The organism is Burkholderia sp. AU32262 (assembly GCF_020419985.1).
Taxonomy (GTDB): domain Bacteria; phylum Pseudomonadota; class Gammaproteobacteria; order Burkholderiales; family Burkholderiaceae; genus Burkholderia; species Burkholderia semiarida.
Genome location: NZ_JAIZRS010000035.1, coordinates 32,681 through 44,936, shown reverse-complemented (window position 1 = coordinate 44,936; position 12,256 = coordinate 32,681). Strand labels below are relative to the sequence as shown.

The following is a 12,256-nucleotide window of genomic DNA, read 5'->3' as shown; positions in this document are numbered from 1 at the left end:
CACCCGTTCCGTCGCCATCGCAGCCGTTTTTCGGTCAATTCGTCGCGTTCCGGCGCCTTTTTCCACGCGTCGCGCGCTTTGACGGTATCCTATTCGCCAGCCGCGCCGGCCCTGCCCGCTGCCGGGCCGCGCCCGCCTCCGTCATCCAGCGAAAAACACAAGCCACGTGGGAGATCCTATGCACGTCAAGCTATTCGCCGCGGCCGCCGTGGCCGCGGCCCTTGCCGCTCCCGGCCTCGCCGCCGCCAAGCCGCTCACCGTCTGCACGGAATCGAGCCCGGACGGCTTCGACGTCGTGCAGTACAACTCGCTCGTCACGACCAACGCGTCGGCCGACGTGATCTTCAACACGCTCGTGTCCTACGACGAAGCCGCGAAGAAGGTCGTGCCCGCGCTCGCGGACAAATGGGAAGCGAGCGCCGACGGCCTCACGTACACGTTCCACCTGCGCCCGAACGTCGCGTTCCAGACCACCGACTACTTCAAGCCGGGCCGCCCGCTGAACGCGGACGACGTCGTGTTCACGTTCACGCGAATGCTCGACGATGCGAATCCGTGGCACAAGGTGGCCGGCGCGAGCGGTTTTCCGCATGCGCAGTCGATGGGCCTCGTGAAGCTCGTGAAATCGGTGACCAAGGTCGACGACAACACGGTGAAGTTCGTGCTGAACGAGCCGAACGCGACGTTCGTGCCGATCCTGACGATGGGCTTCGCGTCGATCTACTCGGCCGAGTACGCGGACCAGTTGCTCAAGGCCGGCAAGCAGGCCGACCTGAACGCGAAGCCGGTCGGCACCGGCCCGTTCGTGCTGAAGAGCTATACGAAGGACGCACTGATCCGCTACGACGTGACCCCGACCTACTGGGGTGCGAAGCCGAAGGTCGATCGATTGATCTACGCGATCACGCCCGATGCATCGGTGCGCATGCAGAAGGTGAAGGCCGGCGAATGCCAGATCGCGCTGTCGCCGAAGCCGCAAGACGTGCTCGCCGCGAAGGGCGACAGCGCGCTGAAGGTCGTGCAGACGCCTGCGTTCATGACCGCGTTCGTCGCGCTGAACACGCAGAAGAAGCCGCTCGACAACGACAAGGTGCGCGAGGCGCTGAATCTCGCGTTCGACCGCGCGACCTACCTGAAGGTCGTGTTCGACAACACCGCGACGGCCGCGAACAATCCGTATCCGCCGAACACGTGGAGCTACGCGAAGGACATCGCGCCGTATGCGTACGATCCCGCGAAGGCGAAGCAGCTGCTCGCGCAGGCCGGCTTCCCGAACGGCTTCTCGACGACGATCTGGACGCGCCCGACCGGCAGCGTGCTGAACCCGAATCCGAAAGCCGGCGCCGAACTGCTGCAGGCCGACCTCGCGAAGATCGGCGTGAAAGCGGAAGTGAAAGTGATCGAATGGGGCGAACTGATCAAGCAGGCGAAGCTCGGCCAGCATGACATGCTGTTCATGGGCTGGGCCGGCGACAACGGCGATCCGGACAACTACCTGTCGCCGCTGTTCAGCTGCAACGCGGTGAAGTCGGGCATCAACTTCGCGCGCTTCTGCGATGCGCAGCTCGACAAGCTGATCGCCGACGGCAAGGCGACCGCCGACCAGGCCAAGCGCGCGAAGCTGTACGAAAGCGCGCAGAAGATCATCCACGACCAGGCGCTGTGGATTCCGCTCGGCTACCCGACCGCGGCCGCGCTGACGCGCACGAACGTGAGCGGCTATCACGTGAGTCCGTTCGGACGGCAGAACTTCACGACGGTCGCGGTGCAGTAACCTCGCGTGGCGCGCAAGCGACGGCGCACATGCCGCTCGCTTGCGGCCTGCGCGCCGCGCTTGCTACACTGCGCGCTCATTCCTCATACCGGACGCCAGCCAAAGTGAACAACTAAGCCTTCCCGAAATGTTTTCGCCGCCCGTGCCACGCACGCCGCGCGCGAAGGTCTTCACGCATTTTTGGAGGTGCTTATGGCTGCAGCCACGCCCACCGGCGCGCTCGTCGCGCTTCATCACGTTTCCTTCCGCTTCGACGACGGCGTCACGCTGTTCGATTCGCTCGACCTGTCCATCGATCGCACGCCGACCGGCATCGTCGGCCGCAACGGCGTCGGCAAGAGCGTGCTCGCGCAACTGATCGCGGGCCGCCGCGCGCCGAGTGCGGGGACGGTCGAGCGACATGCGCAGGTCGTCTACGTCGCGCAGCAGCACGACCACGACGCCACGGCCGCCCCGCGATCCGTCGCGCAGATCGCCGCGCTCGATGCGCCGCTCGGCGCGCTCGCGCGTCTCGCGGACGGCCGCGCGGCGCCGCACGACTTCGACCTGATCGGCGATCGCTGGGATCTCGCGGAGCGGCTGCGCGCGGCGCTCGACGCGGCCGGCCTGCACGATGTCCGCGCCGACACGCCCGCGCACACGTTGAGCGGCGGCCAGCTCGCGCGCGTCGCGTTGATCGGCGCGCTGCTGTCCGGCGCCGGCCTGCTCGTGCTCGACGAACCGACCAATCATCTCGACGCACCGGGCCGCGCGTGGCTGCGCACGGCGCTCGACGGCTGGCGCGGCGGCGTGGTCATCGTGAGCCACGACCGTGCGCTGCTCGCCGGCGTGCAGCGCATCGTCGAGCTGACGCCGCACGGCGCGCGCTCGTACGGCGGCAACTACGCGCTCTACCGTGCGCAGCGCGACGCGCAACAGGAAGCCGCGCACGCGGCGCTCGACCATGTGCGCACCGAGCGCGAGCGCGTGCGGCGCAGGCTCGAACAGGAACACGACACGATCCAGCGCCATGCGGCCGCGTCGCTGCGCGACGCGAAGGCGGCCAACCTGTCGTCGATGGCGCGCCAGCGCCGCAAGGGCGCCGCGCGCGCCATCATGGGGACGGTCCGGCGTCATCAGAGCGACTTCAAGGCGACGCTCGACACGCGCGTGCAGGAAGCGGCCGCGCGCGTCGAAACCGACGCGCCCGTACTGGTGTCGCTGCCGGGCACGGAGGTCAGCGCGCGCCGCCAGCTGTTCACGCTCGAACGCGCGCAACTGCCGTGGCGCGTCGCGGGCGACGCCGACGCGATCACGTGGTCGGCCAGCGGCGCCGTGCGCATCGCGCTGACGGGCCCGAACGGCTGCGGCAAGTCGACGTTGCTCAGGATGCTCGCGGGCGAGCTGGCGCCGCGCTCAGGCACTTGCACGACGCACGTGAGCGCCGCGTATCTCGACCAGCGGCTCGCACTGCTCGACCCGGAGCGCTCGATCGTCGAGCAACTCGGGCTGCTCGATACGCCGCTCGCCGAAGGCGACCTGCGCAGCCGTCTCGCGCTGCTGCAGCTCGACGCGACACGTGCGACGCAACCGGCGCGGCAACTGAGCGGCGGCGAACGGTTGAAGGCCGCGCTCGCGTGCGCGTTGTGGCGCGGCACGCCCGCGCAACTGCTGCTGCTCGACGAGCCGACCAATCACCTCGATCTCGAATCGGTGCGTGCGATCGAAGCCGCGCTGGCGGGTTTCCCGGGCGCGCTCGTGGTCGCGTCGCACGACGCCGCGTTTCTCGCGGCGCTCGAACCGACGCACACGATGCAGTGGCATCCCGACGGATGGCGTTACGAACCCGTCGTGTAACGATGACGAAGCGCGCTCAGCTGGCGGCGCGGAACCGCAGCACGCCGTCGTCACCCTGCTCGCGCACGAGTTCGCCCGCGAGCCACAGCAGGTTCAGGTGCGCGAGCGCCTCGCCGAGCGCGAACGTCATCTGGTGGATGTCGAGCTCGCGGCGGCGGAACATGATCGGCACGATGTCGGCCGCGCTCATCGACTTTTCCGCGCACGCGACGCGCACTTCGGCCAGGCGCGCATCGTGGTGTTCGCGCAGTTGCGCGATGCGCGTGCGCACGCCGCGGAACGGCTTGCCGTGCGACGGCAGCACGAGCGTGTCGGGCGACATCGTCTCGTAGCGGCCGAGCGATTCCAGGTACAGCGCGAGCGGGTTCGCTTCGGGCTCGAGGTCGAACACCGACACGTTCGTCGAGATGCGCGGCAGCACCATGTCGCCGGAAATCAGCACGCCGTCGGCTTCGCTGTGAAGCGCGCAATGTTCGGGCGAATGGCCGAAGCCGGTGACGACGCGCCACGTGCGCGCGCCGATCGTCACCGCGTCGCCTTCGCGCAGGCGCCGGTAGCGCGGCGGCACGGCCGGCACCAGATCCGAGTAGTAGCTGCGGCGGTTGCGCAGCTTGTCGAGCGCGGCGGGATCGGTCAGGCCGTGGCGCGCGAAGTGATCGGCGGCGGCCGCGCCGCCCGCGTTCGACCCGTTGCCGGCCGCCATCAGGCAGCCGAACAGGTATTCGCCGAGCGTCATCCACAGCCGCACGTTCCAGCGGCCCTTGTCGCCGCCTTCGCACAGCCAGTTCGCGAGGCCGAAGTGATCGGGGTGGCAGTGCGTGACGAGCACGCGCAGCACGGGCAGGCCGTCGAGCTGCGTGTCGAAGATCTGCTCCCAGTGCGTGCGGATCGCGTCCGACGCGATCCCGCAATCGACGACCGTCCAGCCGGCCTGCCCGTCGATCTCGTCGCGCAGCAGCCAGAGATTGATGTGATCGAGCGAGAACGGCAGCGGCATGCGCAGCCAGCGCACGCCGGGCGCGACCTCGAACGTGTCGCCCGCGGCGGGCAGCGTATCGGCGAAGGGGTAGTCGAGTTGGTGTTCCAGGGCATTCATCGGTGGGGCGTCTCGTCGTTATCGGTGCGAAGGCGCGCCGGCGGCAGGGGGCGGCGGGCGGTGCGTCGATTCTATCGCCGTCGCGCGAAACACGTGCCCGGCCCCTGCCGACGCGCCAAAAAAAGTTCGTGTCAGAATCGGTTCCGTACCCGTATCTTTACGCGAAGATGCGTCGAACGGCGCCCAACGGCGATCAACACGCCGATTGACGACCATTCGCGCATCACCGCGAAAGTCATTGAAACGCCGACTTGGGCGCTAAAATGGCGAGTGCTTACAGCCCCTTGAACGAGCCTGCACGCGATGAATCACTTCCCCAAACTGCTGTCGTCGCAGATCGGTTTCGACGTCGCGCAGACGATGCTCGAATACTTCGATCGCCATTACCGGATCTTCCGCGAAGCGGCGGTCGATGCGAAGACGCTGTTCGAGCGCGGCGACTGGCACGGGCTGCAGCGGCTCGCGCGCGAGCGGATCACGTCGTACGACGATCGCGTGAAGGAATGCGTCGAGGTGCTGGAAGACGAATACGACGCGGAGAACATCGACGACGAAGTCTGGCAGCAGATCAAGCTGCACTACATCGGCCTGCTCACGTCGCACCGCCAGCCCGAGTGCGCGGAAACCTTCTTCAATTCGGTGTGCTGCAAGATCCTGCACCGCTCGTATTTCAGCAACGATTTCATCTTCGTGCGCCCGGCGATCTCGACCGAGTATCTGGAGAACGACGAGCCGGCCGCGAAACCGACGTACCGCGCGTACTATCCGGGCACCGACGGGCTCGCGGTCACGCTCGAGCGCATCGTCACGAACTTCCAGCTCGAGCCGGCGTTCGAGGATCTCACGCGCGACATCGGCTGCGTGATGCAGGCGATCGACGATGAATTCGGCCACTTCGACGAAGCGCCGAATTTCCAGATCCACGTGCTGTCGTCGCTGTTCTTCCGCAACAAGAGCGCGTACATCGTCGGCCGCATCATCAACGCCGACCGCGTGCTGCCGTTCGCGGTGCCGATCCGCCACGTGCGCCCGGGCGTGCTCGCGCTCGATACCGTGCTGCTGCGCCGCGAGCAGTTGCAGATCATCTTCAGCTTCTCGCATTCGTACTTCCTCGTCGACATGGGCGTGCCGTCCGCGTACGTGGAGTTCCTCTGCACGATCATGCCGGGCAAGCCGAAGGCCGAGATCTACACGTCGGTCGGCCTGCAGAAGCAGGGCAAGAACCTGTTCTACCGCGACCTGCTGCACCATCTGTCGCATTCGAGCGACCGCTTCATCATCGCGCCCGGGATCAAGGGCCTCGTGATGCTCGTGTTCACGCTGCCGTCGTTCCCGTACGTGTTCAAGATCATCAAGGATCAATTCCCGCCGCCGAAGGAAACGACGCGCGCGCAGATCATGGAGAAGTACCAGCTCGTGAAGCGTCACGACCGCCTCGGGCGAATGGCCGACACGCTCGAGTATTCGAGCGTCGCGCTGCCGCTCGCGCGGCTCGATCATGCGCTCGTGCGCGAACTCGAGAAGGAAGTGCCGTCGCTGCTCGAATACGAGGACGACAAGCTCGTGATCAAGCACCTGTACATCGAGCGCCGGATGACGCCGCTGAACCTGTACCTGCAGAACGGCAGCGACGCGGACGTCGAGCACGGCGTGAAGGAATACGGCAACGCGGTGAAGGAGCTGATGAAGGCGAACATCTTCCCCGGCGACATGCTGTACAAGAACTTCGGCGTCACGCGCCACGGCCGCGTCGTGTTCTACGACTACGACGAGATCGAGTACCTGACCGACTGCAACGTGCGGCGCGTGCCGCCGCCGCGCAACGAGGAAGACGAGCTGTCCGGCGAACCGTGGTATACCGTCGGCCCGCACGACATCTTTCCTGAGACCTACGGGCCGTTCCTGCTCGGCGACCCGCGTGTGCGCAGCGTCTTCATGAAGCATCACGCGGACTTTTTCGATCCGGCGCTGTGGCAGGCGAGCAAGGACAAGCTGATGCAGGGCGAATTGCCCGATTTTTATCCGTACGATGCGGCCCTGCGCTTCAGCGTGCGCTACCCTGCGCGCTTCGGCGCGACGGGCCTCGACGACGGCGCGGGCGACGCGCAGCGCGCCGCCTGACGCCGGCAACACCGAATCCGATATCGACCGATTTCCGCCAACGGAAGCCACACCGATGACTACCCAAGACAATCCGCTTTCACATCTGTTCGACAACAACGATGCCTGGGTCAAGCGCCAGCTCGCCGACGATCCCGATTTCTTCGCACGACTCGCCGACCAGCAGGCGCCGGAATATCTGTGGATCGGCTGCTCGGATTCGCGCGTGCCGGCGAACCAGATCATCGGCCTGCCGCCGGGCGAAGTGTTCGTGCACCGCAACATCGCGAACGTGGTCGTGCACAGCGACCTGAACTGCCTGTCGGTGATCCAGTTCGCGGTCGACATCCTGCGCGTCAAGCACATCATGGTCGTCGGCCACTACGGCTGCTCGGGCGTGAACGCGGCGCTGCACAACCGCCGTGTCGGCCTCGCGGACAACTGGCTGCATCACGTGCAGGACGTACGCGAGCGCCATGCGGCGCTGCTCGACGAATGGCCGGTCGGCGAAGCGCGTTACCGTCGCCTGATCGAGCTGAATGCGATCGAACAGGTCGTCAACGTGTGCCGCACGACGATCGTCAACGACGCGTGGGCGCGCGGCCAGTCGCTCACCGTGCACGGGCTCGTGTACGGCGTGCATGACGGCCGGATGCGCAACCTCGGGATGGCCGTGTCGAACTTCGACGCGCTCGACTCGACTTACCGGCGCTGCGTGGCCGCGCTCACCGCCGGCGGCGAGCATGCGCCGGACAACGACATGGTCGCGGCGGACGCCGCCCGGCTCGAAAGCGTCGCGCAGGCGGTCGCCGCGACGCTCAAGCCGTGCGACGACGCGCAGCAGTAACGCGCCAGCCGCCGGGCGGCGGCTGCGACGCGGCCGCGGCACGCGTCGAACGGATCTGACAACGGCACTGCCTCGGTGGCGCCACCGCAAGGAGCGACAGGCATGAAAACCGTATTGATCGTCGGCGCATCGCGCGGCCTCGGCCGCGAATTCGTCCGGCAATACCGGCGCGACGGCTGGAACGTGATCGCCACCGCGCGCGACGCGGCGTCGCTCGATGCGCTGCGCGCGCTCGGCGCGCAGCCGCATGCGCTCGACATCGCGCAGCCCGAGCAGATCGCGGCGCTCGGCTGGAAGCTCGACGGCGAGCGGCTCGATGCGGCCGTGCTCGTGTCGGGCGTGTACGGGCCGCGCACCGAGGGCGTCGAGACGATCACCGCCGAGGATTTCGACGCGGTGATGCACACGAACGTGCGCGGGCCGATGCAGCTGCTGCCGATCCTGCTGCCGCTCGTCGAGGACGCGCGCGGCGTGCTGGCCGTCGTGTCGAGCCGGATGGGCAGCATCGCCGAGGCGACCGGCACGACCGGCTGGCTGTACCGCGCGAGCAAGGCCGCGCTGAACGATGCGCTGCGCATCGCTTCGCTGCAGACGCGCCATGCCGCGTGCATTTCGCTGCATCCCGGCTGGGTGCGCACCGACATGGGCGGCGCGCAGGCCGCGATCGACCCGGAAACGAGCGTGACCGGCATGCGTCGCGTGATCGCCGAATCGGGTTCCGACGTGTCCCAGGCGAACGGCCGGTTCTTCCAGTACGACGGCGTCGAGCTGAGCTGGTGAGCGGCATCGGCAACCGATCGTTGTTAATTCACATTTCGCATGATTTTGAACCGACCTGACGCGTGCCCGTGCGGCGGCGCGTCTCCCGCGCCCGCCGGCAAAGCCCCGGCGCCGCGCTACGCGGCCTGCTGCGGCCGTTTCATCGACGGCGGCGAGGCCGCCGCGACCGCACTCGAATTGATGCGTTCGCGGTACAGCGCGTACGTGCTCGGCGCGACCGATTACCTGCGCGCGACGTGGGCCGCGCGCACCTGCCCGTCCGATCTCGACGCCGACCCGGAAGCACCGGACGCGCCGCGCTGGCTCGGCCTCGCGGTCAAACGCCACGTGCCGCTCGACGAGCGGCACGCGGAGGTCGAATTCGTGGCGCGCTACAAGGTTGGCGGACGCGCTTACCGGCTCCACGAGACGAGTCGTTTCGAGCGCGACGAGCACGGTTTCTGGCGCTATGTCGACGGCGAAGTAAGTGAACGCTGACAAATAGTTGCCATGTCAGACGCCGGGTAATTCCCGCATTGCACAACCTGATTTTGTCGGGCTACGATGGCCTGGAATTGGTCATGTTGCATGGCAGGGCTTACGGATGGCGTTCAGCAAGGTATTGGTGGGATGGATGGCGGCCTGTGCGCTGTCGGCCGCTCAGGCCGGTACGCTGCCGGGCGCCGGTACGGGGGCGGGCGCCAGCGGATCGCTCGCGCACGCCGAGCGCTTCGACTACGCCGACGCGAACCTGCCGCAGGTCGCCGCGGACCTCAACGAACAGATCCTGCGCATTCCGGCCGATGCTTCGGGCGCCGTCACGCTCGAGGCGACGCTCTTCAAGCCGAACGGCCCCGGCCCGTTCCCGCTCGTCGTCTTCAACCACGGTAAAAATACCGGCGATCTCCATCTGCAGCCGCGCAGCCGGCCGCTCGCGTTCGCGCGCGAATTCGTGCGGCGCGGCTATGCGGTGATCGCGCCGAATCGCCAGGGCTTCGCCGGTTCGGACGGCACGTACCGGCAGGAAGGCTGCAACGTCGGCAAGAACGGGCTCGCGCAGGCCGCCGACGTCGACGCGACGGTGCGCTACATGTCGCGCCAGCCGTACGTCGATGCGTCGCGCATCGTCGTCGCCGGCACGTCGCATGGCGGGCTCGTGTCGGTCGCATACGGCACCGAAGCGGCAGCCGGCGTACGCGGCATCATCAACTTCTCCGGCGGGCTGCGCCAGGACCTGTGCGACGGCTGGCAGCGCAACCTCGTCGATGCGTTCGACCAGTATGGCGCGCATACGGCCGTGCGGTCGCTGTGGCTGTACGGCGACAACGATTCGGTATGGACGCCCGCGCTCGTCGCCCAGATGCACGATGCGTACGTGTCGCACGGCACGCAAGCCCGCTTCATCGATTTCGGCCGCTACAAGGACGACGCGCACCGGCTGATCGTCGATCGCGACGGCGTGCCCGTCTGGTGGCCGGCCGTGAACGCATTCCTCGCCGAACTGAACCTGCCGACCGCGGTGCGCTATGCGGTCGCGAACCCGCACGAGCCGAAGGCCAGCGGCTATGCGTCGATCGACGCGGTCAACGCGGTGCCGTACGTCGACGAAGCCGGCCGCGAAGGCTATCGCCGCTTCCTGAACCAGCATCCGAGCCGCGCATTCGCGGTGTCGTCGGAAGGCGCGTGGTCGTGGGCCGAAGGCGGCGACGACCCGATGGCGCTCGCGCTCGACAACTGCGCGAAGCAGGGCGCGGGCGCGTGCCGGCTGTACGCGGTCAACGACCGCGTCGTGTGGAACGCCAGCCCGACGCAAACGGCCGACAACGGCGACGATCACATCCGCGACACCGATACGCGCGCGCTGGCTTCGCGCTGACGCGCGGCTGTCGTTCTTCCCGCCTCGCGCGACCCGTCCTTTCAGGTCATCGCGGCACGCTCCCGCCTGCTCGTCAAATCGAGCACTCACCGCGTAATGCTCGTTTTTACGCGCAATCGGCTTGAATTCGAGCTGGCATGATCTATCATGATCGTTATTTCGATCATAATCGACTTAACGATCTATTTTACGAGCATGAAGGTCAATCAAGCTGCGGCCGCCAGCCCCACCGTTCTCGCGGAAGCCGCGCGTGTCGGAGAAGCGCTCGCCCGTCTGCGCATCTCGCGGCGCATCCAGCAGAGCGAGGCGGCCACCCGGGCCGGGCTTTCACGCAATACCGCCTATCGCATCGAGAAAGGCGATCCTGGCGTCGCGCTGGGACAGTGGCTGCGGTATCTCGACGCGATTGCACCGGAAACGACCCTGCTGGAACTGCTCTCCGGAACAGACCCGTCGCTCAAGGCACAGGCGGCCCGCGAACGCAGTCGACGCGTACGATCTCTCACGGACAACGAACTCAAGGATCTTGATTTCTGATGGTCGCCGTCGTCAAAGGACTCGCCGTGTTTGCCTATCTCGACGATGACTGGGCACCCGCGGGCCTGCTTCAAATGACCGAAGACGGTGCGGATCTACAGGCATCGAGCTTCGCGTACGGGTTGCGCTATATCGATCGGCCCAACGCCATCGAAATCGACCCGGTGAGCCTGAGTCTGGCGAGAAAGAACGAGACACGCGGCAAGATGAACTTCCCGGCGGGCGGGTTGACGCAGTTCGGCGGGATTCGCGACGCCGCGCCCGATGCATGGGGACGGCGTGTCATCGAAGCCAAACTCAAAGTCCGGGCCAACACACTGCCCGAATCCACCTATCTCCTCCACGCGGGCAGTCAGCGGATTGGTGCGCTCGATATCCGGGCGAATCTGGACACCCCTCCAGGCCCGCAAGCCGGCAATGGCCTGCACAGGCTCGAATATCTGATCGATTCGGCAGCGCGCATCGAGGAAGGCGAGCCCGTGCCGGCCGAACTCGAAGCCATCTTCGTACAGGGCAGCGGTCTCGGCGGCGCCCGGCCAAAGGCTACGGTGCGGGACGAAAACGGCGTGCTTTGGCTGGCCAAATTCCCGAGTCGTAGCGACCGGCTGAACGTGACGGTCATCGAAGAGGCCACGCTTCGTCTTGCGGCCCGGTGCGGCATTCGGGTCCCACCTACCCGCATCGTCGACGTCGGCGGCCGACAAGTCATGTTGATCCGCCGATTCGACCGGTACTGGACTCACCCCGAATTCGACGCCCTTCGAGGGGACGACGCGCTCTATCTGCCTCCCCGTGCCGGGGCAACCGAGCGAAGAGTGCCCTTCGCGAGCGCATTGACGCTGGTCGGCTGTTCCGAGATGGAATCGATGGAGAAAAGTTATCAGGACGTGGCTCACGCGATCCGGCAGCACGGGCACGTGGGCGCAATTCGAGCCGACAACCGGGAACTGTTCAAGCGGATGGTCTTTAACATCCTCGTGAGCAACGACGATGACCATTTGCGCAACCACGGATTCATTCGCGACCCGCGTCTCCCCGGCTGGCGTCTCAGCCCGTTATACGACGTTCTGCCCCGGCCGAGCACTGCACACGAGCGCTATCTCCACCTCGGCATCGGCCCGCAGGGGCGGCTCGCCACCCTGGATAACGCGTTCAATGCCCGGGATGCATTCGGCCTTTCGAAATCAGACGCCGGACTCGCGATTGCTGAAGTCTGGCAACCGACACGCGAATGGAAGACGTGTTTCGAAGAGCATGGCGTGCCTGACAAGGAAGTCGACAAGATTGCGCCGGCGTTCCGTCACATCGACCACGTGGCCGACGCGGCACTTCGCAAAGCATTGCCCTGAACCTGCCGCTCGATTTCGCTCAGTGGTCCGGCATTGCACCACCCGGTCGATCGACCCTGCGCGCAGCAAGTTCGCCCCTTGT

At 66.7% G+C, this 12,256-nt stretch carries 10 protein-coding genes; 9 read left to right on the top strand and 1 reads right to left on the bottom strand.

The window, feature by feature from the left end; translation table 11 throughout:
• Positions 1 to 178: 178 nt before the first annotated feature.
• Both LGN10_RS29855 and LGN10_RS29850 read left to right on the top strand, forming a co-directional pair.
• The gene (locus LGN10_RS29855) at positions 179 to 1,774 is read left to right on the top strand and encodes an ABC transporter substrate-binding protein (protein ID WP_226225935.1); all 1,596 of its coding nucleotides are present in this window, start codon (positions 179 to 181) and stop codon (positions 1,772 to 1,774) included.
• Between the two features lie 192 nt (positions 1,775 to 1,966).
• The gene (locus tag LGN10_RS29850; RefSeq protein ID WP_226225934.1) at positions 1,967 to 3,610 is read left to right on the top strand and encodes an ABC-F family ATP-binding cassette domain-containing protein; all 1,644 of its coding nucleotides are present in this window, start codon (positions 1,967 to 1,969) and stop codon (positions 3,608 to 3,610) included.
• 16 nt (positions 3,611 to 3,626) lie between these two features.
• On the opposite strand, the gene LGN10_RS29845 is transcribed toward LGN10_RS29850, so the two are convergent.
• On the bottom strand, positions 3,627 to 4,706 hold the full coding sequence (locus tag LGN10_RS29845) for an MBL fold metallo-hydrolase (RefSeq protein ID WP_226225932.1): 1,080 nt from the start codon (positions 4,704 to 4,706) through the stop codon (positions 3,627 to 3,629).
• A 303-nt stretch (positions 4,707 to 5,009) separates the two neighbouring features.
• Here LGN10_RS29845 and aceK point away from each other — a divergent pair, with 303 nt between their 5' ends.
• The 7 genes from aceK (at position 5,010) to LGN10_RS29810 (ending at position 12,174) form a co-directional block, all read left to right on the top strand.
• Complete coding sequence (gene aceK, locus LGN10_RS29840; protein WP_059641340.1) at positions 5,010 to 6,827, top strand: bifunctional isocitrate dehydrogenase kinase/phosphatase; 1,818 nt, start codon at positions 5,010 to 5,012, stop codon at positions 6,825 to 6,827.
• Between the two features lie 55 nt (positions 6,828 to 6,882).
• A complete protein-coding gene (can, locus tag LGN10_RS29835) occupies positions 6,883 to 7,653 on the top strand; it encodes a carbonate dehydratase (RefSeq protein WP_059585395.1) in 771 nt (256 codons plus the stop codon).
• A gap of 102 nt (positions 7,654 to 7,755) precedes the next feature.
• Positions 7,756 to 8,433: an SDR family oxidoreductase gene (locus LGN10_RS29830; protein WP_059585396.1), complete on the top strand. Its 678-nt coding sequence runs from the start codon at positions 7,756 to 7,758 to the stop codon at positions 8,431 to 8,433.
• Positions 8,434 to 8,472: 39 nt separating this feature from the next.
• Complete coding sequence (locus LGN10_RS29825) at positions 8,473 to 8,910, top strand: YchJ family protein (RefSeq protein WP_226225931.1); 438 nt, start codon at positions 8,473 to 8,475, stop codon at positions 8,908 to 8,910.
• A gap of 106 nt (positions 8,911 to 9,016) precedes the next feature.
• Positions 9,017 to 10,288 carry a dienelactone hydrolase family protein gene (locus tag LGN10_RS29820; protein WP_226225930.1) on the top strand — a complete coding sequence of 424 codons (1,272 nt, stop codon included), beginning with the start codon at positions 9,017 to 9,019 and terminating at the stop codon, positions 10,286 to 10,288.
• A 147-nt stretch (positions 10,289 to 10,435) separates the two neighbouring features.
• Positions 10,436 to 10,825 carry a helix-turn-helix domain-containing protein gene (locus tag LGN10_RS29815; protein WP_226225929.1) on the top strand — a complete coding sequence of 130 codons (390 nt, stop codon included), beginning with the start codon at positions 10,436 to 10,438 and terminating at the stop codon, positions 10,823 to 10,825.
• A complete protein-coding gene (locus tag LGN10_RS29810) occupies positions 10,825 to 12,174 on the top strand; it encodes a type II toxin-antitoxin system HipA family toxin (RefSeq protein WP_226225928.1) in 1,350 nt (449 codons plus the stop codon). Before LGN10_RS29815 ends, LGN10_RS29810 begins: the two co-directional genes overlap by 1 nt.
• Positions 12,175 to 12,256 lie beyond the last annotated feature (82 nt).